Annotated in this window: 24 protein-coding genes; 4 read left to right on the top strand and 20 right to left on the bottom strand. The window is 69.9% G+C overall.

The annotated features are described in order from the left end of the window. Window positions 1–282: 282 nt before the first annotated feature. The gene (locus tag AB0M63_RS27545; RefSeq protein WP_366021291.1) at window positions 283–1,074 is read right to left on the bottom strand and encodes a hypothetical protein; all 792 of its coding nucleotides are present in this window, start codon (window positions 1,072–1,074) and stop codon (window positions 283–285) included. A 363-nt stretch (window positions 1,075–1,437) separates the two neighbouring features. After that, window positions 1,438–2,631 (bottom strand): PP2C family protein-serine/threonine phosphatase, encoded by a 1,194-nt coding sequence (locus tag AB0M63_RS27540; protein ID WP_366021290.1) that lies wholly within the window; start codon window positions 2,629–2,631, stop codon window positions 1,438–1,440. Window positions 2,632–2,924: 293 nt separating this feature from the next. On the opposite strand from AB0M63_RS27540, the gene AB0M63_RS27535 reads away from it, so the two are divergent. Continuing rightward, window positions 2,925–3,209, top strand: a complete 285-nt coding sequence (locus AB0M63_RS27535; RefSeq protein WP_366021289.1) for a DUF3618 domain-containing protein — start codon at window positions 2,925–2,927, stop codon at window positions 3,207–3,209. 57 nt (window positions 3,210–3,266) lie between these two features. On the opposite strand, the gene AB0M63_RS27530 is transcribed toward AB0M63_RS27535, so the two are convergent. The 3 genes from AB0M63_RS27530 to AB0M63_RS27520 form a co-directional block, all read right to left on the bottom strand. Beyond that, window positions 3,267–3,887: an NAD(P)H-binding protein gene (locus AB0M63_RS27530; RefSeq protein ID WP_366021288.1), complete on the bottom strand. Its 621-nt coding sequence runs from the start codon at window positions 3,885–3,887 to the stop codon at window positions 3,267–3,269. Window positions 3,888–3,917: 30 nt separating this feature from the next. Beyond that, a complete protein-coding gene (locus tag AB0M63_RS27525; RefSeq protein WP_366021287.1) occupies window positions 3,918–4,736 on the bottom strand; it encodes an inositol monophosphatase family protein in 819 nt (272 codons plus the stop codon). Between the two features lie 118 nt (window positions 4,737–4,854). Continuing rightward, window positions 4,855–5,754 carry a LysR family transcriptional regulator gene (locus tag AB0M63_RS27520; RefSeq protein WP_366021286.1) on the bottom strand — a complete coding sequence of 300 codons (900 nt, stop codon included), beginning with the start codon at window positions 5,752–5,754 and terminating at the stop codon, window positions 4,855–4,857. Between the two features lie 107 nt (window positions 5,755–5,861). Between AB0M63_RS27520 and AB0M63_RS27515 the strand changes: the two genes are divergently transcribed. Together AB0M63_RS27515 and AB0M63_RS27510 are read left to right on the top strand one after the other, a co-directional pair. Continuing rightward, on the top strand, window positions 5,862–6,194 hold the full coding sequence (locus AB0M63_RS27515) for a metalloregulator ArsR/SmtB family transcription factor (RefSeq protein ID WP_355909143.1): 333 nt from the start codon (window positions 5,862–5,864) through the stop codon (window positions 6,192–6,194). Continuing rightward, window positions 6,191–6,937: a DUF2071 domain-containing protein gene (locus AB0M63_RS27510; RefSeq protein ID WP_366021285.1), complete on the top strand. Its 747-nt coding sequence runs from the start codon at window positions 6,191–6,193 to the stop codon at window positions 6,935–6,937. The genes AB0M63_RS27515 and AB0M63_RS27510 overlap by 4 nt, the downstream gene beginning before the upstream one ends. A gap of 41 nt (window positions 6,938–6,978) precedes the next feature. Here the strand turns inward: AB0M63_RS27510 and AB0M63_RS27505 are convergent, their stop codons facing one another. From AB0M63_RS27505 to AB0M63_RS27495, 3 genes are all read right to left on the bottom strand, one after another. Next, window positions 6,979–7,251 (bottom strand): hypothetical protein, encoded by a 273-nt coding sequence (locus tag AB0M63_RS27505; protein WP_366021284.1) that lies wholly within the window; start codon window positions 7,249–7,251, stop codon window positions 6,979–6,981. A gap of 154 nt (window positions 7,252–7,405) precedes the next feature. Continuing rightward, complete coding sequence (locus AB0M63_RS27500) at window positions 7,406–7,585, bottom strand: hypothetical protein (protein WP_366021283.1); 180 nt, start codon at window positions 7,583–7,585, stop codon at window positions 7,406–7,408. A 388-nt stretch (window positions 7,586–7,973) separates the two neighbouring features. Continuing rightward, window positions 7,974–8,096, bottom strand: a complete 123-nt coding sequence (locus tag AB0M63_RS27495; RefSeq protein ID WP_366021282.1) for a hypothetical protein — start codon at window positions 8,094–8,096, stop codon at window positions 7,974–7,976. Between AB0M63_RS27495 and AB0M63_RS27490 the strand changes: the two genes are divergently transcribed. Continuing rightward, window positions 8,084–8,383 (top strand): hypothetical protein, encoded by a 300-nt coding sequence (locus AB0M63_RS27490; RefSeq protein WP_366021281.1) that lies wholly within the window; start codon window positions 8,084–8,086, stop codon window positions 8,381–8,383. The two genes, AB0M63_RS27495 and AB0M63_RS27490, sit on opposite strands and share 13 nt — an antisense overlap. 69 nt (window positions 8,384–8,452) lie before the next feature. Here AB0M63_RS27490 and AB0M63_RS27485 read toward each other — a convergent pair whose 3' ends face one another. The 12 genes from AB0M63_RS27485 to AB0M63_RS27430 form a co-directional block, all read right to left on the bottom strand. After that, a complete protein-coding gene (locus AB0M63_RS27485) occupies window positions 8,453–9,079 on the bottom strand; it encodes a DUF1349 domain-containing protein (protein WP_366021280.1) in 627 nt (208 codons plus the stop codon). A 17-nt stretch (window positions 9,080–9,096) separates the two neighbouring features. After that, window positions 9,097–9,552: a hypothetical protein gene (locus tag AB0M63_RS27480; RefSeq protein WP_366021279.1), complete on the bottom strand. Its 456-nt coding sequence runs from the start codon at window positions 9,550–9,552 to the stop codon at window positions 9,097–9,099. A 133-nt stretch (window positions 9,553–9,685) separates the two neighbouring features. Continuing rightward, window positions 9,686–10,447: a class II aldolase/adducin family protein gene (locus AB0M63_RS27475; RefSeq protein WP_366021278.1), complete on the bottom strand. Its 762-nt coding sequence runs from the start codon at window positions 10,445–10,447 to the stop codon at window positions 9,686–9,688. 42 nt (window positions 10,448–10,489) lie between these two features. Further along, complete coding sequence (locus AB0M63_RS27470; RefSeq protein ID WP_366021277.1) at window positions 10,490–11,416, bottom strand: alpha/beta hydrolase; 927 nt, start codon at window positions 11,414–11,416, stop codon at window positions 10,490–10,492. 2 nt (window positions 11,417–11,418) lie between these two features. After that, entirely contained in the window at window positions 11,419–12,234 is an 816-nt protein-coding gene (locus AB0M63_RS27465) for an aldolase/citrate lyase family protein (RefSeq protein WP_366021276.1), read from the bottom strand. A gap of 55 nt (window positions 12,235–12,289) precedes the next feature. Beyond that, window positions 12,290–14,557, bottom strand: coding sequence for a hydantoinase B/oxoprolinase family protein (locus AB0M63_RS27460; RefSeq protein ID WP_366021275.1), 2,268 nt, complete (start codon window positions 14,555–14,557; stop codon window positions 12,290–12,292). Between the two features lie 17 nt (window positions 14,558–14,574). After that, on the bottom strand, window positions 14,575–16,695 hold the full coding sequence (locus tag AB0M63_RS27455) for a hydantoinase/oxoprolinase family protein (protein ID WP_366021274.1): 2,121 nt from the start codon (window positions 16,693–16,695) through the stop codon (window positions 14,575–14,577). A 95-nt stretch (window positions 16,696–16,790) separates the two neighbouring features. Continuing rightward, window positions 16,791–17,960, bottom strand: a complete 1,170-nt coding sequence (locus AB0M63_RS27450; protein WP_366021273.1) for a DUF3500 domain-containing protein — start codon at window positions 17,958–17,960, stop codon at window positions 16,791–16,793. Next, window positions 17,960–19,000: an amidohydrolase family protein gene (locus AB0M63_RS27445; RefSeq protein WP_366021272.1), complete on the bottom strand. Its 1,041-nt coding sequence runs from the start codon at window positions 18,998–19,000 to the stop codon at window positions 17,960–17,962. The genes AB0M63_RS27450 and AB0M63_RS27445 overlap by 1 nt, the downstream gene beginning before the upstream one ends. Next, window positions 18,997–19,566, bottom strand: coding sequence for a 4-carboxy-4-hydroxy-2-oxoadipate aldolase/oxaloacetate decarboxylase (locus AB0M63_RS27440; RefSeq protein WP_366021271.1), 570 nt, complete (start codon window positions 19,564–19,566; stop codon window positions 18,997–18,999). The genes AB0M63_RS27445 and AB0M63_RS27440 overlap by 4 nt, the downstream gene beginning before the upstream one ends. 80 nt (window positions 19,567–19,646) lie before the next feature. After that, window positions 19,647–20,516, bottom strand: coding sequence for a hypothetical protein (locus AB0M63_RS27435; RefSeq protein ID WP_366021270.1), 870 nt, complete (start codon window positions 20,514–20,516; stop codon window positions 19,647–19,649). A gap of 67 nt (window positions 20,517–20,583) precedes the next feature. Beyond that, window positions 20,584–21,723 carry a 4,5-dihydroxyphthalate decarboxylase gene (locus AB0M63_RS27430; RefSeq protein WP_366021269.1) on the bottom strand — a complete coding sequence of 380 codons (1,140 nt, stop codon included), beginning with the start codon at window positions 21,721–21,723 and terminating at the stop codon, window positions 20,584–20,586. Window positions 21,724–22,336 lie beyond the last annotated feature (613 nt).

Genomic DNA, 22,336 nt, shown 5'->3' with positions numbered 1-22,336 from the left:
AAGTCCCATGCTCTCGCTGCTCCTTGCCGACGGTGAGCGAAAGGCCTTTGTCTGCCGGGCCCGACCGGGAGCGGCATCGGATCCCGTCGGTGCCGTGATGGAGCGCCACGAATTCCTCGTCCTTCACGAGATCCAGCAGAGCGGGCCCGGCAGCCGAGGCAACCGACCCCGGGCACGCCAGACGGACGTACCCGCAGAACCACCCCGCACAACGCCCCAACACCGAGAGGACATCCGCGCGCGAGGGCCGAGACAGCCCTGACTTTCCAGAGGACCGGTCCATCACCTCACATCGACGAAGTCTCCCGCTGCTGTCGACGGGCCCGTCGTGGCCGTGCCCGTGAACACGAAGCGGAAATACCCGTCGCTCCCGGCCTTGGTGGTGGCCTTCAGCTTCCCCCCGGCGCCACTGGTGACGCTCCTCAGCGTGGTGTAGACGGAGCTGCCCTTCTTACGGAACTGCAACCGGACCGCCTGGCTTTGGTAGCCGGTATACGTTCCGGTGTCCCAATTGGCGCGCGTCAGCTTCCCGTTGACCGTGATGGTCCGGCCCTTTCTCACCGGCTCGGGCGAGGCGTTCACCGTCACCGTGGCATTCCGCTTGAACTGCGCCGTGCCGGTGACATCGGTCTCCGTCCAGTCGTCGTGGGTGTCCTGTGCCGCGCCGAGCACCTTCCAGGCACCGGCGAGACCGTTGTGGTCGAAGTCCCGCGCGGCGTCCACACCGAAGCTCACCTTGCACGCGGAGGTGGTCGGGTCGGCGGCCGACACAGTGCACGCACCCGCCGGCGGATACAGCGGCAGGATGCCGTCGGCGTCGTCGGTGTTCGGACCATGCCACAGGTAGGCCCAGGACGCCGCGACGCCGTCCGGGTCCCGGACCGTCCAGGTGATCGTGACGGTCTTTCTGGTGGTCAGACCGAGCACGATGTCCTTGCCGCCGTTCACCACGACGTTCGAGAACGTGGCATCGCTCGACGCGGCCCGTTCCGCGCCGTGGGCGGTTGCCGGAAGCACCGATGCGGACAGGGCGGTCGTCAGGGACGCGACGGCGAGGGCCGAGCGAATGCGCATGGAGTCCCCCTTCGGGACGACAGGTTCGCCGTCACTGGCCACGGCGATTCCTGATGGTGTGTCAACAGTGGCTAGACACACGAGAAACGCCCCCGGTTGCCCCGTTCTTCGAACGATCCTGAACCCTTGCGGAAGACTCGGCATGGTGGCGTCGCACCGCGCGCCCTCCGCCCGTGGAAGCACCTACACGGATCCTCGTCACTCCACGACGGACCTGTGATGCCGCCCTATAAGGCCTTCCGATGCCCCGTACCCCCAGTCGCCGGCGTGGTGATCCAGCTCATCACGCCGACGGCCGAGGGGCTTTGTCGCGGGTCACACTTCGTGGCGCAGCCGTTGAGGCGGAGGGTCCCACCCCGCAGTTCATTCGTGCGGAGCTCGCCCGGTCTCGGCCGGTCGGCAGCGATTGCTGTGCCAGTCCAGTATCAGGACCGTGGCGTCGTCCCTGAGATTGCCGTGACAGGCGGCGAGCACAGCGGCGGTCAGGCTCCGGACCGCTTCTCGCGGGTGCAGTGCGCGGGTGCCGTGGACAAGCGAGGCCAGGTCGACAGCCGCGGCGCCGCGCTCCTGCATTCCGTCGGTGAGCAGGACCAGGCGGTCTCCTGGACGCAAGCGCAGTACCTGCAAGCGGTACGGGCTGGGGGCCGCCACGCCGAAGGGCAGGTTGACGGCGAGTTCGACCTCCGCGACGGCTTCATCGCGCAGCAGCAGGGGCCTGGGATGGCCGGCGTTGACCAGGTCGACCCGGCCGGTGTCGAGGTCGACGCACAGCAACTGGCCCGTGGCCAGGCCGCGGCTGTGAGCAAGCATGGCCTGGTGGGCGTGCTGCGCCTGCTTGAGGGGATCACAGCCGCTGCGGCGCGCCCGGCGCAGTGCGCCGACCAACAGGGTGGCCAGCAGGGCTGAATTCGTGTCGTGCCCCATGGCGTCCGTGACGGACAGGTGCAGGGTGTCGCGGTCGAGGGTGTAGTCGTAGGTGTCGCCGCCGATGTCGTCTGCCGGAACCAGGCCCGCGGCGAGGGTGAACTGCTCCGCCTCGCAGCAGGGCGCCGAGGGAAGCAACTGATGCTGGATCTCCGCGGCCAGGCTGGTCTCGGTGGTGCGCCGGCCCAGGTGGTACAGATCGGTGAAACGGCGGTCCGTGACGATGATGTAGGCCAGCGCGTGCGCCGCGTCACGGACCTGCCGCAGCACTACGTCGTCGGCACACTGCAGAGTCACCTCCAGAACACCGATGCAGTCTCCGCGGTTGGTGACCGGCGTGATGACGCACTGCCCGCCCTGGCCGTCCTCCTCCACCTGCTGTCGCTGGCTCTTCAGAACTCCGTCGTACACGCTGCCCTGCAGATCCAGCGACTGGACAGTGTCGTCGGCCTCGCCGCCGGCCGCGGCCAGGCGTACGAGCCGCTGCCCGATGAGGTCGACGAACAGGAAGGACACACGCTCCGCGCCGAACCTCTTCTGCAAGTCGTGTGCCACGACGTCGACAGACTCACCGGGCGGGGCCGCTTCCGCAGCGGCCAGCAACTCGCCCAGTTCCAGATCTCCACCCTCCACGACAACCTCCTATCGGCTGTCGCACCTTCTTCCCCGACTCCGCGCAATATTGCCTGTTGTGCCCATCCTCACGGGTCAAGGCGGTCGGCCCGACCGATGCGAGCCGGTGTCGACGCGGATCAAGCATCTCGCCGACACGATCCGGGCCTACGGCCGTCTGCGGGGCCGCGTCGACACACGCCAGAGCCGCCGCCGGTCGGTGAGCTGGTTCAGCATGCCTCGCGACAGCTCACCGAGGTGGTACGGAGCGAAATGCGACTGGCGCAGGCCGAGACGAAGGAGAAGGCCAAGCGATGACCCAACCACCCGACGACGAGCCGACCGCCACAAGCACGGAAGAACTGCGCGAGCAGGTCGAACAGACCCGGCACGAACTGGGCGACACCGTCCAGGCCTTGGCCGACAAGGCCGACGTCAAGGCCCGCGCGCAGACGACTACCAGGGCCGCGGAACTGACCGGACAGGCCAACGAGAAGACCAAGGCGCCCGAGCCCATGCGGAACCACCGCACCGCGCTGACCAGTGCGGGCGCGGCATTCCTGGCTGTCTTCGTACTGCTGCGTCGCAAGAAGAAGTAGGGGTACGGCCACGGTCCCGGCGCACATCACAGTCAGAACCACCCACACCCGGCAGCCTCACTTCTCCAGCGGGACGACCGTCTGGCCGAAGTGCTTCGGGGCTTCGGCCTCGTCGAGCATGGCCGCGGCGACTGTGGCCCGGCTGATGCGGGCGGGGAACATCCGGTGGCGCACCTCGCCCAGGGTGAGAGTCCGTCGGCGGTCGCTCAACGCGCCGTTCGAGTAGGGACCCGCGTGAAACACGGTGCCGCCCGCGTCGAGGGCCGTGGTGTCCGCCCCGACCCGGTCGGGAATCTCCTCCCGCATGAACCGCCCGAGGAGTGTTCTCGTCAGTCCTCCCGCCACGGGTGCGGACTGCCCGGTGCCGAAGGCGCCCACCCACACGACGTGAACCGGTGTACCGGCCACCGCTGCCCGCGCCCCGGCCGTGAGGGCGCCCGGCTTCTCGCCCTCGGCGATGCCGAGCCCTGAGACGATCGTCGCCCCCGTTCCCACTGCGGCGGACATCGCGTGCGGGTCGTGGACGTCCGCGGCGACGCGGTACAGCCGGTCCGAGTCCGGGACGGTGATGCGCTCGGGGGTGCGGGCCACGGCAACGACGTCGTGCCCGCGTTCGAGCGCCTGCTGGGTGAGCTGAAGGCCCAACGCGCCGGAAGCCCCCAGGACAGTGATCTTCATGGTGTTCCTTCTCCTACGTGGGTGGGCGCGTCAGATGATCGGCGACAGGACCGCAAGTGCCGCCGCGTGCAAGCCGGGCGCGGAGATGAGCACGTCCCGGCTGCCCGGGGTCCAGGGCCGGCCCCGCAGGTCCGTGACGATCCCTCCCGCCTCGCTGACCAGCAGGGAACCGGCGCTGACGCCGGGCAGGTCCGGCTCGTACTGCCAGAAGACGTCGTACTGGCCGGAGGCGACCGCCAACAGCGGGAAGGTCGTCGGGATGGTGTTGCGCACCAGCAGCGCACACTGGGACAGGGCAGCCACGGCGCGACCGAACCGCTCGCTGACGTTCACGTCGCCGCCGGCCTGGCTCGCGGCCACGATCGCCGCTTCGAGCTCCGCCTTGCCGGACGCGCGGAGCGACCTTCCATTGAGCTTGGCCCCGCCGCCCTGGACGGCCGTGTAGGTGAGGTCTCCGACGGGCTGCCGTACGACGGCCAGTACGGGCGCGTTGTCGCGGATCAGTGTGATGGTGACACCCCACTCGGGCAGCCCGTGCACGTGGTTCACGCCGCCCTCCGCCCCGTCGACGACCCACCAGTCACCCTTGGGCAGCAGGCTGCCCTCCTGTTCCTCCTCGACCCAACCGGCGCCGGGCAGGGCGTCGTTGAGGACGGTTCGTGCGGCGGTCGCCGATTCGCTCTCTATCTGCATGCCGAGCTTGTACATGGCGGCGCGGTCCGTGGGACGGGAGTCGGGGGAGAACGCCTTCATCAGGCGGTCACCGGCTTGGGTGGCAGCGTGTATGACCTGCGGGAGCAGTTCCGCGAGGTCGGTGGTGGCGGCTTGTCCGGTGGACGCGGTGTTCATGGCGGACTCACTTTCCTTGGAGGGTGCCGGGAAGGTTCCGGCGAGGACTCCATGGAAGTGAGCCGCTCATACGTGCGTCAAATGCACGTTTTGGATGCCAGGGGTTACTCAGACGCAATCATTGGGGCGCTACGACAGTCCTCACCACCCTGCGCACTTGCTCGCGGAACCAGACGTGCGCGGGGTCGGTGTCGTAGAGCTGGGGCCAGGCCAGGATCAACGGAGCGGTCGGCGCCTCGAAGGGCAGGGGCCAGGACCGGAGTCCGTACCGGGCCACCGTCGAGGCGCTCGTTCGCTCGGGTACGGTCACGACACCCTTGGTGGCCACGGCCAGGGACAGAGCGGTCCCCAGCGTCGGGGCCGAGGCCACGACGTGGCGGGCGAGTCCCTCCGCCCGCAGCACGTCGTCGATCGGATCCCGGAGCCGGCCACGGCGCGAAACGATCACATGGCGGGCTTGTGCATATTGTTCGATCGTCAATCGCCTGTGGCGCCCGTCCGGTTGGCGTACGACCACCAACCGGTCCCGCCCGACGATCTCGCTGCGCACCTCCGGCGAGGCAGGCTCGCTCGCCCCCACCTCCAGGTCGACCCGTCCGTGCCGGAGATCGTCGGTGTCGGTGCCTGACTCGGCCAACAGCCTGAGCCTCACGCCGGGGGCCTCGACGAGCAGCATTTTCAGCAGGTCAGGGCCGATGGCCGCCGTGATGGCGTCGTGGAACTGGACCGTGAAGGTGCGGTCCAGCGTGGACAGGTCGAGTGTCCGCTGCGGCGACAGCAGCGCGCCAGCCGCCTGCACCAGCCGGTGGACATCGGCGCGGACGGCCACGGCGTACGGAGTCGGGGTCATCGACCGGCCGGTGCGCACGAGGATCTGATCGCCGGTCACCCGCCGGATGCGGCCGAGCGTACGGCTCATGGCGGGAGCGGACAGGTTCAACCGGTCGGCGGCTCCGACGACACTGCCCTCTTCGAGCAGCGCGTCCAGCGCGGTGAGCAGATTCAGGTCCAGTTGCATGGGAGTAACTCTAGGGCTGCATCCAGTGCATCATCGGTCATGTCCGAGAGAGGGTGGAGGCCACAGACTCCTTGTTAGGTATTTAGCTAATGTGCTAAATAAAGTGCATGACACGAGCTCAGGACGAAGCGAGCGCCTTCCGGGCCCTCGCCGATCCGACGAGGCGCCAGATCCTGGAGGAGCTGCGGGGCGGCGAGCTGGCTGCCGGACAGATCGCGGGCAGGTTCCCGATCAGTGCGCCGTCCGTCTCGCGCCATCTCGGTGTACTCAAGGAAGCCGGCCTGGTCACCGAGCGCCGGGAGGGCAACAGGATCCTCTACACACTGGCCGAGGACCGCCTGGCGACCAGCATCGGACGTTTTCTCAGCGCCGTCTGCCCCGAGCAGATCGTCTTGCGCCACACCACATGGCGCCCGGGGGCGCAGAGCGAGGGATCATGAGGCAGCCGTTGCTGTCCAGCGTCATCGAACGACGGCTTCTGGTGAACTACCGGGTGGCCCCGGACGTCGCGGCCCGGCAACTCCCCGAGCCGCTGCGCCCGCACCTGGTGCACGGCTACGCGGTCGCGGGCATCTGCCTCCTGCGCCTGGGAAGCGTGCGGCCGTCCTGGGTACCCGAGGCGCTCGGGCTGCGGAGCGAGAACGCGGCGCATCGGATCGCCGTCGAGTGGGACGGGCCGGACGGTGTCGAGACCGGTGTGTACATCCCGCGCCGCGACACCGGCTCGCGGCTCAATGTCTGGGCCGGGGGCCGTGTGTTCCCCGGCGAACACGACCGCGCGGATTTCGAGGTGCACGAGACGCCCGACCAGGTGCGTGTCGCGTTGGCGACCAGGGACGGCGGCACGCGAGTGGACGTCACCGTCGAGCTGGACGACGAGTTGCGGGGCAGCGAGCTGTTCGCCGATCTCGGGGAGGCTTCCCGTTTCTTCCGGGACGGGACGAAGGGCTTCTCGCCCATCGGATCGAGCCACCAGTTGGACGGCATGGAACTGCGCACCGACGCCTGGCACGTGGAAGCCGGCCGGGTCCGATCCGCCGCGTCGTCCTTCTTCGACGACCTGGACCGGTTTCCGCCCGGGAGCGCGACCCTGGACTGCGCTCTGGTCATGCGCAACGTCCCCGCCGACTGGCGACCGCTCTCGGCCATGACCACGAACCGGAACGGTCAACTCGCAGGCTGAAGCGCTCAGTCACAACAGCCGGCAAGGGCCGACCCGCTCACCTAAAGGGTGGTGATCAGGCCCCCGTCGACGACGAAGCCCGCCCCGGTCACGGTGGCCGTCCGATCGCCGGCCAACAGCAGGACGAGGTCGGCGAGCCCACGGTCACGATCGCGCCGGAGCCCCGCTCCGGCATGAGCCGGGTCGAGGCGCTGCAGGGCCCCGTGTGTGGTGCGGAGGTAGTGGTCGAGCATGCGGCGAACAGCGCTGTGGAGATCCGCTTCGTTCTCCTCCTCCAGGGAGAGTTCGCTCGCGTACGCACGCAGCAGCAGCACGGGGCTGCCGCACGGAAGCCGACATCGGGCCCCGGTGCAGGGACAACAGGTGGAACAGTCGGGCCGCTTCCCTGGTGAGAGCCCCGTAGGACCAGCCGAACGCCGAGCGCACGTCGGTCGTCGCGTCCGGGTTGGTGAACGCATCGAGCGGCAGTCAGCCGCACAGCGTGATGATCTCCTCGACCGCTTCCGGCTCGGCGGCCACCCGGTCCGCACCGAGCCGCCGCGCGAGCAATTCCCTGGCCTCGCTGTAGGACAGCAGGTCCAGGGTGAGGGGGTGTGCACCGTCGGACACGACCAGGCCGGCGAACTGGGCTCGGCTGGTGATCAGCACCAGCCAACCGGCCGCGGCGGGCAGCAGCGGGCGTATCTGCTTGGCGTCGCGGGAGCCATCGGCAGTACCGGCAGCCGCCGGCCGACCAACAGGCCACGGTAGAAGGCCACTTGAACATCGATACCACGTCCGGGATCTGCTGAGGACCGACACCGAGCGCCTCCAGGAAAGCCCGCACCGCCTCGGCTGGATCCATCGCGGAACCCCGGAGATCGAATCCGCGCAGACCGACATAGAGCTGACCGTCCGGGAACCGGGGAACCACCGTTCCCGGACGCGGAGCAGGACCGCGGACGCGCCGTCCGGCGGTCGGTCGAGGGTGCCGCAGGGGATGCCCGGCAGGCGCATGGCCAGCGAGTCACGGTCTTCCACAGCGTCAGCTCCGGCTTCATCGGGTGTCTCCCCCGGCCGGGGCCGTCAGGGCGGGGACGAGCGAGGTCTCGTCCCCGTGCAGTCCGGCGCCGTCGAACGGCAGCAGGTCCTGGTTGGCCACGGCGAGTGCGACCCGCACACGTACTGGCCGCCCTCGGCGAAGACCAGGCCGAGGGCGGCCAGCGCGCCGGCAGGTCGGTGGCGTGCTCCCCCGTCACCTCTTCGACCGACTCCCGGGCGACCGTCCTGCGCGGCAGTGCCGCCGGGCCGTGCGGTGTGTCGAGCAGCCGGAACACCGCCACTTCGAACGGGTCGGTAAGGCCGGGGAGCCGCCAGGAGCAGTCCGGCCGGGTGTCGACCAGGACGATGTACCCGCCGAGGTCGCTGTGGGTCAGGCGGCTGCGCGGGTACGCCCGCGTGCAGTGAGAGAGAGCCGCCTACGCCGCCCACTGGCTCTTGGTCCGAGCGTCGGGAATCGAGCCCGTTGGGACCGAGTCACGAGCCGTCGCGCAGTTCGTGGAGGCGCTCGCGGGTGAAGTGGATGTCGTCGAAGGTGACCACGCATCCGTCACCGGTCGGCGATTGCGCCTCGAAGCCGATGGCCGCAGACGTGGACGTGCCGTCGAGGGCGAAGAAGCGGATCATCCGCCAGGTCTTGCCGTCGAGGGATGCGTGGTACGCGAAGGCGTGATCGATTCGGGCGACGCGCAGCCACACGGTCCGGCCGTCGACAGCGAAGGCGTTGGCGTCGTCCGCGACGCCGCGGGCCACCACTGAGACGATCATGGGGTTCCGGTCGGGAGAGTACTCGAAGCAGAGCTTGCCCCAGTGGCGGTCGTCGATCCACAAGAGCAGCACGCCGGCATCGAAGGTGGACTTGAAGTCGACGGTGACGCGGGCGCTGAACTGGAAGTCACCGTCCGGGGGGACGCCGAGCAGGGTCGCGGCGTTGAGCATGGACTCGGCGTTGAGCTGAGAATCCGCTCCCGGGTCGATGAAGATGTCGCTATGAGGGGCCGCTGTGGCTGTCACCGTGTCGGTCGCCTCGTCGACGGTCCACGCCTCGCCGGGCGACGGTGAGAGGGTGAAGGGCAGTCCAGGCACGTTGCGGGTGATGGTCATGTCGCTACTCCTACGGTTCAAGGTGTGCGGACCTGTGCGTCGGGGATGAGGTCGTGGAGCGTGTGGCGCACGATGTCCTCGGTGAACTCCGGTGGCAGGAAGTACTGTTGCAGGCCGATGCCTTCCTGTACGACGTCGATCCCATGCCCGCTGACGCTGTGGATGTGGCGGGAAATGGTGCCCTTGGCGCGTGGCATCCCCTGCCGCATCAGCTCGGCGTAGCGTTCGTCGCGGATCGCCAGAACGTACGGCTCGGCCAGCAGCACCATGTCGCGCCCGCGGTCGCGGGAGTCCGCGACGGTCACCTGGACGAGCCGTACACGATCCTCGAAGGCGAGACCGAGTTCACCTTCCGCGGCGAGACACACCGTATGGGCCGGATCCACGATCAACACATCGGAGATGCCGTCGCGGGCAAGGACGCGCCGCCGCCACACCTCTCGCCGGACCAACTCGCCGAACGCCGCCGCCACGCCCCCGAGTTGGTCCCGACCTACCGAAGCGAGTTCCTGTAGCCCGCAGGGCCGGTGACCGCACCGATCTGCCGTTGGCCGAAGGCAGTCGAGCGGCATGTGCGTCCGTGTCGCCGCGCAGTGCCCCCGGTCCTCAGGGCGAGGCGCGACGGGCCTCGGACTGTGCAGCCCACCATGCCCAGTGGATCGACACCGGATCACCGCGGTCGACCTCGAAGCCGTTGAGGAACACGGGGTCCCCCAGCTTCAGCGCCTCGATCTCCGCCCGTGCGTTGACGCGGGTGTAGACGGCCCGGAAGACCGCGTCGTGGATGGTCGGCCCGACGACGGTCATGCCATGGCCGCGCATGAGCACCATGGACCGGTCCGCCAGGGTGCGTGCCAGGGCCGCACCCGCGACGGGGTTGTCGACCAGCATGGTGTTGTCCTGGCCCATCGCCTCACGGATGTCGAACACCGGAGCCGGATCGCTCCCGAGGAAGTAGGCCGTGTGGAGCACGGCCTTGAGCGGTGCCCCGGTGAGCCCGAACGGGAGCACGGCGTCGGTGTGGCTGTGCACCACCGCCATCACGTCGGGGCGCGCCCGGTAGATCCCGGCGTGGATGTAACGCTCGCTCGGACCCGTGCGGCCACCTGCCCGGTACGGCTCGCCGTTGTCGTCGTACTCGATGACGTCGTCGGCGGTGACGTCGTCCGGGACCACTCCGCCCCGTTGCATGAAGAAGTGCGCGGGGTCGGCCGCGGACCGGACGCTCAGGTGGCCGAAGCCGTCCAGGACGCCGTGGTCGTAGAGGATGTGGTGGGAGGTGACGAGCTCGGCGATCCGTTCCTGGTCGGTGTGTGGGATCGTCCCGTCGGCCCGTCGTGAGGTGTTCGGCGGGCTGTGCTGTTCCATCGGTTCACTCCCTGATGGGTGTTGTGTCGGCTCGGGACGAGGTCACATGAGGTGGTCCGCCAGGAAGGCCACCGCCCGCTCGATCAGCGGGCCTTGGTCCACGCCCTCGAACATGTGCCCCGCCCCGTCGACCAGTTGCAGGGTCACGGGCGCTCCCCCGGCCGCCATGGCCTCGGCGAGCACGACGCTCTGCCGGTAGGGCACGTACGGGTCCAGCGTGCCGTGCATCAGGAGGAGGGGCGCGGGGCCGGGCGATGCCGCGTAGTTGAGCGGGCTGGCGGCTCTGGCCGCGTCGGGGTTCTTCTGCAGCGGGCCGCCGATGAGGAGCGACTCGGGTGATCCGGGGTCGTCGTGGGGATGGATCGACCGGGCGCCCTCGGCCTGGGCGTCCATGGCCAGGAAGTCCGTCGGGGGGTACCAGGCGACGGCCGCGCGGACCTCGGAGGACGGGCCGGTCACGCCCACCTCGCCCTCCAGCGCCCGCTGGCGACCGTCGAGTGCCAGGAAGGCCGACAGGTAGCCGCCCGCGGACTCGCCCCACGCGCCGATCGCGTCGGGCAGCAGGCCCAGGTCCGGTCCATGCCGACGCAGCCAGCGCACGGCGGCCTTGACGTCGTGCACGCAGGCGGGGAACCGTTCCTCGAAGGCGAAGCGGTACTCCACCACCGCCACCGCGATCCGGCGGGCCAGCAGCGCGTCCCACGGGGGGCCCGCGAGGGCACTGCGACGGCGTGACCCCATCAGGAACCCGCCGCCGTGCAGCCACAGCACGACGGGAACGGGCCCGGCCCCCGCCGGCACCATCAGGTCCATGCGCAGCGGGCGGTAACCGATCTCGTTGGCGTAGACGATGTCGTGGTGGACGCGTGTCCCGTCGTCGCCGGCCGTCGGCGGGGGCAGGGTCGAGGGGGTGTCCGGCGGGGGTGCGCTCAGTTGCGGCACTGGCGGTTGTTCACCGGCGATACGCATGTTCACTCCGAGGCTCGGGCGCTGATGGAGGGCACTGTGGCGGGGGCGGCGCCCCGTGCGGTCTCCAGTGCGTGGCGTGCGGCGTTCTGGAGATGGTCGATGTCGTCGGAGACGGAGGCGAAGGTGAATCCGTCGGCGAGGGCCCGGGCTGCTGCGGCTCCGGTGTTCGTGTGCAGTCCGCATCCTCGTCCGGCGGCCCGGGCGGCAGCGCGTACCCGGTCCAGGGCGTCGGCGAACCGGGGTGCGGGCCGGTCGGCGACGGGCGGGAAGTCTCCGAGAGCCAGGGAGAGGTCCGAGGGCCCGACGTAGAGGGCGTCGACTCCGGGGACCCGGGCGATCTTGTCGACGTTGTCGAGGCCCTCCCGGGTCTCGATCATGACGACGCAGGCGACAGCCCGGTCCGTCTCCTGCGGTTCGGGGCCGATGCGCAGGGCGGAGCGGACCGGTCCGTAGCTGCGGGTTCCGGTGGGCGGGTAGCGGCAGGCCCGGACGGCTGCGGCGGCCTCCTCGGGAGTGTTGACCAGAGGGACGATGACGCCCGCGGCTCCCAGGTCCAGGGCGCGGCCGACGTGCTGGGGTGTGTTGGCGGCGACGCGGACCATCCCGACGGTGGTGCCGGTGGTGCCGGCGTCGATCGCGGTCAGGTTGCGCAGGCAGCCGGTGTCGTCAAGGAGTCCGTGCTGCGCGTCCAGGCACAGGTAGTCGTAGCCGAGCCGGGCGAGGCGCTCGGTCATCGGGGGGTTGTCGGTGCCGATCCAGAAGCCGACCAGACCGGCCCGGGTGCGGATCCGTTCGGCGAGGCCGGCCGACGCGGTCATGTCGTCTCCTTCGGTCGCGGGGTCCGGGGCGGCCGTGGCGGAGTCCGCCGCGTCGTCACGGGGTGCCGTCCGCCGGCTCAGGTGTGTGCGGGGCCCGGGTGGGGAAGAAGCGGCACTCCGCGCGGACCGGTTCGTCCCGGTGCGTGACGTCGGTGACCAGCAGGACACCGCAGCCGGGGCAGTAGAACTCCCGGGCCACGAACACGTCGGTGCGGCAGCGCTTGTTGAGCCCGGTCAGGGAGGTCAGCGGCCTGTCCCTGAAGACCAGGCTCTGCTTGTAGTCCTCCTCGTAGTCACCGAGGTCGCGGTGGCATTCCGTGCAGCGGATCCGCGCACCGGTCGCGGTGCGGACGGCTTCCACGGCGTCGGCCACCGGGTGCAGGACCTCCGCGTCCGCCACCACGGCGGGCCCGGTGGCGGTCGTGCCGTCGAGCGGCCTGGCGTCGGCCAGTCGCTCCTCGCGGACGGCGGCGCGCCGCCGCTCGGTCGCCGCCCCGTCGACGGCTCCGTCGGTCAGGACGACGCCGTAGTTCTCATGGGCCGACCACGCCGACACATGGCCCTCGCGGACGTCGCGGGCCACCGCCGCGGGATCGCGATGCAGCGGGTCGCCGTATCCGGAACCGGCGTTGGTGACGCCGGTGACGACGTCGGCGTGCCCGATGGTGGTGAGGTCCTTGGCCGCGAGGGCCTGCACGGTGCCGCCGGTGACCTCCTCCTCGGTGCGCGGCAGGTGTCCGTCCCCGAGCCGGGACCAGATGTCGCTGTCGCGGACGACGACGTTGGAGACCGCCGCGCCGGGCGCGCCGCCTGCCAGTCCCATCCCGCCGGGCATCTCGACTCCGGAGGACAGGGTGAGGACCGTGACGTCGCCGCGCTCCTTGTGGGGCACGCTGCCGAAGGCGACGCACACGCCGCCCCGGTAGCGGCCCGCGCCACCGGAGTCGCAGAGTTCGGTGCGGTACAGCTGGAGGAACGGCCGCCGGTCCTCGCAGGTCTCGGCGTTGGCCAGCCGGGAGCCCATCGAGTGGTAGATGCCGCCGCTGTCGATGCCGTCGGCGAAGGTACGGGCTCCGCCGCCGCCGGCGAAGGTGTCGGTGATGGCGCCGACTGCGTACTCGCCGTCGCGGCCGGTCGCGGCCATCGCCGCGCCGGGGTGGCCGGCCGCCCAGGTGGCCTGGGCCTCGGAGCGGAACCGCTCGGAACTCAGCAGCATCTTGGCGATCGCGCTCGCGGTGACGTCCTGGGTGCACAGGGTGCCCTGGATGGAGGACAGGCTCACTGCGGCGGTACTCGCGGCGTTGTTGATGCTGCCCTCCTCGGCGCGGATCTCCACGATCCGCCGCAGCGCCCCGACCGACCAGGGCAGGTCGTAGCAGAGGGCGAGCAGCAGGCAGCCGACGACGGCGCCCTCCATGGCGGGGCGGGCGCAGTTGACCGGGCCCTGGGCCTCGGGAGAGGTGCCCTCGAAGTCGATGACGAGGTGGTCGTCGCGCTTGGTGACCCGGCAACAGATGCGGTAGACCTCGTCGTTGGTGCCGTCGTGGTCCAGGTAGCCCTGGGCGAACCAGGTGCCGTCGGGGATCTCCCTCAGCCGGCCGCGCACCACCCGCTCGACATAGTCGATGATGCCGTCCTGGCCGGCCAGGAACGCGGGCAGGCCGTAGCGGTCGATGAGTTCCTTCATCCGCTCCTGCGTGGCGCGGAGCGCGGCGATCCGGGCGCGCATGTTGAGCGCGTTGACCTGCGGGGTGCGGCTGTTGCGCAGCCGGGCGCGCTCGATGTCCCGCTTGAGTTCCCAGTTCTCCACGATCCGCAGGGCCGGGAACAGCGGTGCCTCGCCGAACCGGTCGGTGGCGCCCAGTACGAAGCTGGACGGCACCGGGCCGCCGACGTCGTCGTCGTGCATGACGATCCCGGTCCAGGCGACCAGCTGCCCGTCGTAGAACAGCGGGGAGGCCATGATGCCGTCGTTGGCGTGCAGCGCGCCCCACCACGGGTCGTTGGTGTAGAACATGTCGCCCTCGTGGAGGTCGTCCGCTGGCCAGTCGGCCAGCAGCTTGCGCACGAAGTCGTCCAGGGCCGCACCGTGGTGCATGATGTACACCCCTGTGACCAGGCCGCGGCCGTCCGCGGTGACCAGTGCCGCGTTGAAGTCGAAGCCGTCGTACACCACCGGCGACGCCGACAGCCGGGCCGCCATCCGCGCCTGGTCGTCGTTGATCGCCCACAACCGGTGCCGGATGACTTCGAACGTCACCGGGTCCAGTGCCGCCTCCGTACCCGTCGGCGCCCCGGAGGGTATCTGTGCCGTAGTCGTCATCTCGTCTTCCCCGCTCTCTACTTGTCCACCGCGGCGCCGGCCGGGGCCGGTGGGGTCAGTCGAAGGCTGAGCTGGTCGTCGACGCGCGCGGTGAATCCGGGCGGTACGACGACGCTGTCGCCCATCCGCTGGATCACCGCGGGTCCCTCCAGCACGTTGCCGGGCCGCAGGGCGCTGCCGCGGTACACCGTCGTGTCCGTGCGGCCGAGGTCCTCGAAGTGGATCGGCCGCACCCCGCTGACCGCGTCGGCGGTGAGCGACGAGGGTGCGACCTCCGGTGCCGCGGCCGGGCGCGGGACGCGGCGTCGGCCCACGACCCGGTGCAGGTCGATCTCGATCCCGCCGCCGTCGAGCAGCGCCCCGCCGCCGTACAGGCGGCCGTAGCGCTCGGCGAACCGGTCGATCAGTCCCTGGCCGCCGGACGTCCGCAGCAGGTCGTCGTCGACGGGGACGACCAGTGTCTGCGGCTGCATCCGGAAGCGGACCCCGGCGTACCGGGAGATCTCCACGTCCTCGTCGGTGCCCGACTCCGCCGCGAACTGGGTCCGGACCCGCCGCTCCAGCGCCTGGAAGGTGCCCTCCATGGCCTGGATCTCCCGGTCGGCCAGTGGAGAACGCAGGCTGTGGCTGGCGTCCGCGGTGTGGGTGATGTCGCAGGCCAGCATGCCCTCGGCCGAGAACGCCGTGGAACGCGCCGGGACGATCAGCTCCTTGGCGCCGATGTCGCCGCCGAAGAAGGCCGCGTGAGTGGGGCCCGCACCGCCGTACGCGGCCAGGACGCAGTCCCTCGGGTCGTTGCCCTGTTCGATCGTCAGCTTCAGGATGAGGTCGGCCATCTGGGAGTTGATGATGCGGAAGATCCCCGTCGCCACCTCTTCCGGCTCCATGCCGAGCTGGTTGCCGAGCCGGCTCAGCGCCTTCAGCGCCAGGTCCCGGTCCAGCTTCATCCGGCCGCCGAGGAACGCGTCCGGGTCCAGATAGCCCAGGACCAGGTCGGCGTCGGTCACCGTGGCGTCGGTGCCGCCCAGCCCGTAGCAGGCCGGGCCCGGGCGGGAGCCGGCGCTGTGCGGGCCGACGCGCAGCAGACCGCCCTCGTCGATCCAGGCCATCGACCCGCCGCCGGAGCCGATCGACTCCACCAGGACCTTCGGCAGCCGCAGGCTGTAGCGCGCCACGACCGGGTCGGTCGCCAGCGGCACCTCGCCGCCGAGCACCAGCCCCACGTCGAAGGAGGTGCCGCCGACGTCGGTGCAGATGACGTTGGACTCGCCGTACAGCTCGCCCATCGCCCGGCTGCCGATGATGCCGCCGGTCGGGCCCGAGTCCAGCGTCACCACCGGGCGCGCGGCCGCGTCCCCCACCGACGTCAGTCCCCCGCTGGCCTGCATCACCAGCAGCGGTGAGCTGAAGCCGTTCGCCCGCAGCTTGGCCTCCAGCGCCTCCAGATAGACCGTCACCCGTGGCCCGACGTAGGCGTTGACCGCAGTCGTCGCCGTCCGCTCGTACTCGCCCAGCACGGGAGCGACCTCGGAGCTGACGGACACGAAGACGTGCGGCGCGCGCTCCTTGACGATCTCGGCCGCCCGCCGCTCGTGGGCGTCGTTGGCGAACGACCACAGCAGGGAGATCGCGATCGCCTCCGCACCGCCTTCGACCAGTTCGTCGACGGCTGCCGCCACCTCGTCGTCGTCGAGCGGGACCACCACGTCGCCGTCGCAGTCCATCCGCTCGTTCAACCCGATGACCAGCTCCTGGGGAACCAGCGCCGCCGGCTTGCGCAGCCGCGTCGAGTGCACCAGTTCGCGCTCGGCGAGCCCCGCGATCTTGGAGTACACCCGCCCGATCCGCAGCACGTCCTCGTGCCCGCGGGTCGCCAGCAGGCCGACCCGCACGCCCGAGTGCGTCACCAGCGCGTTGGTCGCCTGCGTCGTGCCGTGCACGAACGTCCCGGTCCGGGCCAGCAAGTCCCGCAATGACAGCCCGAGTTCGGCGGCGACGACCTCCACCGCCTCCAGAACACCGTCCTCCAGAGCGCCGTAGCGGGTCAGGGCCTTGGAAACGTGGCGGTGGTCCTGGTCGTCGACGACGACGCAGTCCGTGAATGTCCCGCCGATATCAACTGCTATCCGATACGACACTCTCGCTCCTCGGTGGGCTGTCCCGCTGTCCCGTGTTCCCGGGCTGTTCACCACGGACCGGTCACGGGGTGCTGCCGTGAATTCCTCAGGGCTTTTCATTTCCCGGCATGGAAACGCTCATGGTGCTGACGCAGACAGTCCTGGCCGTAGTCGTTGCCGTTGGGCGTCCGCACGATGGTGTGAATGTGGTTCCGCGCGTGGTGGTCGTTGTCGAACATGATCCCGTGCGAGTGCTCGAACTCGATGAGGATCACCGGGCTGTGCACGCGGTAATAGAAGACACCGTCAGGATTCGGATGTCCCACCCACGCGAAATGGGTTTCGCCGAGATGGTCGACGACCTCGGCCATTCTCACCTCGGCGCTCTCCTTGCGTTCACGCCCCACATACACGCCGATCAGGTCCACGGCCAGGGCGAGTTGGGACGGGGTGAAGGCCGAGAACGGGACGCCCTGGTAGTCGAGTTCGTAGTTGTCGCGGCCCGCGCCGGTGAACAGGTCGGGCGGCATCTCGGTGTGCAGCGTGGCCGCCGCCCGCTGCGCATCCGTCAGTGACGCGTACAGCGCGCTGCCGATGTCCTGCTCGGCCTGCAACGCCCAGATGCCGGCGAACTTCCCGCCGAAGGCCGCGACGGGCTCGGCGCCCAGGAAGGTCGGGGTGGTGACCAACCGACCGTCGACGACCGTGCAGTTGACGTTGACGTGGTGTCCGTCCAGCTGCCAGGCCCACGGGCTGCCCGGCGCCGGGTCGCCGTACAGGCTGAACCAGTACATCAGTTCGTTCAGGTCGGCGATCTCGTCGCGGATCTCGCCGATCGTGCGGTTCAGGCGCATGCAGTTCAGCACCGTCTGGAACCCGCTCTCGCTCAGGCTCTCCCGCACCAGGCCCAGCGCGCGGTCCCGCGCCGTCGTGTCCAGGTCCTCCAGCAGCAGACCGTGCCGCAGCAGGTTGACCGCCGGATTCGCCCATTGCCGCCGTGACGGATCGTCCAGCGGGAATCGCGTCGCCTCCCGCTGCCCGCCGCTCAGCGCTTCCAGGTAGGTCCGTGCCGCGCCGTCCACCGCCGACAGGTCCGCCGTCCCGCGCGTCCGGTCGTAGAGGCCGGTGACCGGTCCGGCCGATGTCGTGACACCCCGGAAGGGCTCACGGCTCGCCGCCTCCAACCGCTCGCGGTCGCGCACGATGTTCGGCTGGGCCACCGTCCGGACCCGGCTGCTCAGCCCGCTCCGGTCCCGCAGGCCCGAAGGCCAGTCCTCGTGCGGCATCAACGTCCGCTCCCCACTGGCTCGTCGGCCGTCCGCCTCGCCAGCCGGGGGTAGACGCGCAGCGCGTTTCCCGCGTAGATCGCGGCCCGGTCGTCCTCGTCCAGTCCCGGGGCGGCATCGACGTACCGCCTGGTGTCGTCGTAGGCGTGTCCGCTGACGGGGTCGGTTCCGCGGACGGCGCCGACCATCTCCGACCCGAACAGGATGTTCTCGACCGGTACGACCTCGGTCAGCAGGCGTACGCCCTGGTATCCGTACAGACACGTGTCGAACCAGAGGTTGTTCAGGACGCCTTCCTCCAGCGGCGGGAGGCCCAGGTCCTGCGCCAGGCCCCGGTAGCGGCCCCAGTGGTAGGGCACCGCCCCTCCTCCGTGGGGAAGGATCAGCCTCAGCGTCGGGAAGTCCTGGAACAGCCGTGAGGAGAGCAGGGTCATGAACACCGTCGTGTCCGCGGCCAGGTAATAGCCCCCGGTGGTGTGGAAGTTGGGGTTGCACGAGCCGCTGACGTGGATCATCGCCGGCACGTCCAGCTCGACCATCGCCTCGTACAGCGGGTACCACGACCGGTCCGTGATCGGAGCCCCGGTCCAATGTCCCCCGGACGGGTCGGGGTTGAGGTTGCACCCGACGAACCCCAACTCCTCGACGCAGCGCCGGAGTTCGGAGACGCACTCCCCCGGAGCCGCCTGCGGCGACTGCGGCAGCTGGCACACCGGCACGAACCGGTCCGGGTAGAGCCTCGACACCTGGTGGATCAGGTCGTTGCACGCACGCGTCCATGCGGCACTGACCTGCGGGTCACCGAGGTGGTGCGCCATCGCCGAGGCCTGCGGCGAGAACAACGTCATGTCGATCCCGCGCTCGCGCTGCAACCGCGACTGCTCCGGCTCGATCGCCTCCCTCACCTGCTCGTCCGACAGGCCCCGCGGGCCCGTCGCCGACAGAGCCGCGATGTCGGCGCCCGGCGCCAGCAGCGCCTCGTGGAACTCCGCCAGCCCCGGCGGAGCCGTCGTGAAGTGCCCGTGACAGTCGATGATCACCGCGCGTCCCTCTCCAGTCCGGCCGTCATCGGCCGCAGCCCGCCCAGTCCGACGCCCTGCTCGCCTGCGGCGAACCTCGGCCGGACGGCCTCCTCGTTCTCCGTCCGCGCCTTCGCGTTCGCCAAAACCCCTACGGTGTCGGCCCGTTCGACCACGCCGACCCCGCCGTCGTCGGCGACCACGACATCCCCGGGGTTCACCACGGCCCCGCCACAACTGATCGGGACGTTCAACCAGCCCGGCGACGCCTTGCCCGTCCCGCGCACGGCGGCCGCCCGCGCCCACACCGGGAACTCCATCTCCCGCAGGGACCGCACATCACGCACACCGGCGGCCAGGCCCACGCCCGCCAGGCCCAGCGCCCTGGCCGACGTCGCCGGCAAGTCGCCGAACATCCCGTACTCAGAGGGCGCGCTCAGCCCTGGGGTCACCGGGCGGATGCCGTGCATCGCCCCGGTCCGCGCGTTGGCCTCGTGGACGGTGGCCGCCCCGAACGCGCCGAGGGCCTTGGCGACCGTGCCGCCGGTACGGTCGATGCTGGTGGTGATCCGCGGCCGCAAGGGCATGTCGCTTCATCCTTCTCAAGTCGTCGTCAGATGCTTCTCAATGGCTTTCAGGCGTTTCCAGTGCCCCTCAAGAACGGAACTCAGAGCGCGAACAGGTCGTCGACATCACCGACAGGACGGCTGATCAGCCGTTGCCTCAGCGCGGCCCGGCAGGCCAGCTCCACGGCGGTGCGGACCGCGTCCCTGCCGTGGCGGACCGGCGAGGGCACCTGTCCCCCCGACCCGTCGGCGGGAGGCAGTTCGGCCTGGTCGATCCCCGCGGCCAGGCACTCGTAGACGGCGGCCACCGCCTCCGGTGCCCGCTCCAGCACCGACCCGGTCACGACGACCATGTGGTTGACCGGGACGGTCTCGTGGCGTGTGTACCAGCGCAGTGCCGCCGCGACCGGGTCGGCGACCACCGGCTCCAGGTCCGGGTTCTCCTGACCGTTCAGGACCGCGGCCCTCAGCCCGCCCGCCAGCAGCTCCCGCTTCAGGTCCCCGGTGGTGCGCACCACGTTGCCCGGCTCGGCGTACTCCGCGACGTGCGGGTCCTCGGTCGTCACCCAGGTGACGTCGCCCGCGCCGACGCCGTACTCCTCGTCCAGCACCGACCGGGCCCACATCCCCATCGTGGTGCTGTACGCCCGCACCCCGACGCGCTTGCCGACCAGGTCCTGCGGCTTCCACGCCGGACCGCCCGGTGCACGTCGGATGTTCCCGTGATGGAAACCCCCCACCATCACCACGGGCAGCAGCAACAACGGCTTCCCTGCCTCCCGCGCCTGAAGGTAGGTCGCCAGCGCCATCTCGCACACGTCGTACCGCTGCCGGCGCACCATGTCGTGGAACGCCGAGTGGACCGGGGAGATCGCCGGGAACGACACCCCCACCGACGCCAGTTCCGTCCTGGACCTGATGAGTTCGGTGTGCGGGTGGTTCCCCAACACGATCGAGATGGAAGGGGTCATAGGTCTGGCGTGTCACTTCCTGTGCTGGCCGGCTGCCGGCACAGGGCCGGGTCCGGGACCGGTCGGGCTATTCGACGAAGAGGTCCTCGACGGCGGGACGGGAACGCAGGATGTTCTGATCGACGGCGGCGTCAAGCAGGGCATCGATGCTGGGCAGGTTCGCCTCGATCCCGTACGGCAGCGGATCGTCGCCGACGATCGAACGCATCCGCTGGAAGTGCTCGAACTCCTTGCCCGCGCCCTTCGCTTCGGCTTCCGCTTCGGCTTCGGCTTCGCGCAGGCTCGCCAGGAACGGCTGCTTCGCCGCCTCCAGCGCTTCCCGCAACGTCCCGCAGAAATCCGGGTGTTGACGCACCACCGAGTTCTTCACCACGACGACCCCGTGCAGGGGATACACACCGGTGGTGCGGTAGTAGGCACGCGCCAGTTCGTCGGTGTTCTCGAACAACGGGTAAGCGACGCGCCCCACCGGGCCATCGGCACTCTCGTCCCAGCCCTCCCGCGGAGGTCCCGACCGGCCGATCCCCGCCGGACCCGTGAACGCCGCGTCGATCTCCCCGGCATCGAACAGATCCGCCAACGAGACGCCCGCGGGCGCCTGCCGCACGTTCCCCGGCAGCTCGAACGACTCCACATGTTCCTCGTCGTCCACGATCCACGTGATCAAGTTCGCGTCCATCCCGTACTCGGTCCGCAGCAACGACCGCGCCCACACCCCCGTCGAGACCGTGTACGCCCGCACCCCGACCCGCCGACCGCACAGGTCCGACGGCTTCTCGATCCCGCTTCCCGCACCGCACACGATGTTCGTGAAATGGAACTCGCGCCCCAGGAACACCGGCAGCGCGGTGATCTCCACCCCCGCCTCCCTGGCCACCATGTATGTCGTGGGCGCCAGTTCGCACACGTCGAACTCCAGCCGCCGCACCATCCTCCGGAACGCGGCGATGATCGGTGACACGTCGACGAATTCCAGGGCATATCCCGGCACCCCGACCTCGCAGGAGACAAGGCGCTTGGTGTGCTCATGGGAACCCACCGCCGCGGAAAGACACGGCGGTTTCTCAGTGGCGGACATCCAGACCCTTCCGAGTTCACGCAGACAAATAAACCGTCGGCTGCGGCGTTCCCCTTTCATCGAAGGTAACAGTCGGAATTCACCGTGAGTAGCCTCGCCGTCCGAATCCGAGTGATGCCCGATCTGCATCACCCCAGCCGCAGAAACTCGACGGGCCGGGACCTCGGAGGGTGAGGGCGTGGCACCGGCCCACGAGGTCTCCACCGTGGGCCGACGTCGTGGACCTGGCCGAAGAAGCACGCCCCGCGCGACTCCCCGGGGATCGGTCACGTGGGCCGGTCCGGTCGAAGAGGCGCCGGGGCGCCCATCCGCCTCCGACCAGGCCGGACGCAGCATTCGCGAACCACTCCGGAACCCTCGCCGGCCGACCGCCCGCAGCCTCGGACGGCCGGCCTCTGATGCAAATCCCACAACACTCGGATTCGACTGACGAGGGCTACTCAGGCCACATACCCGCTGTTACCTTCTACGCAGACGAGCGACATTGATTGGCCCTTTTCTCAGCAATGACTGAAGCCCGCACTTCGCACCGTGCACTGGATTATCCGGGCACTGGATGAGCGGTCCATCGGCTCGAATGTCACGGAATTCACCCAACACAGTGGGAGGTGTACAGATGTCGATAAATTTGCCCGCCTCAATGACGAGAGGGCAACGAGCCGGCGTTCCGGCTCTGGTGAAAGTGTCGGCGAAGATCGCGCTGGCGGTCGTTCTCGGTGCCGGCTTGATTTCCTGTGGCGGC

The organism is Streptomyces sp. NPDC051576 (assembly GCF_040681835.1).
Classification (GTDB): Bacteria; Actinomycetota; Actinomycetes; order Streptomycetales; family Streptomycetaceae; genus Streptomyces.
The sequence above is the reverse complement of the archived record's forward strand: the minus strand, read 5'-3'. Positions and strand labels throughout refer to the sequence as shown.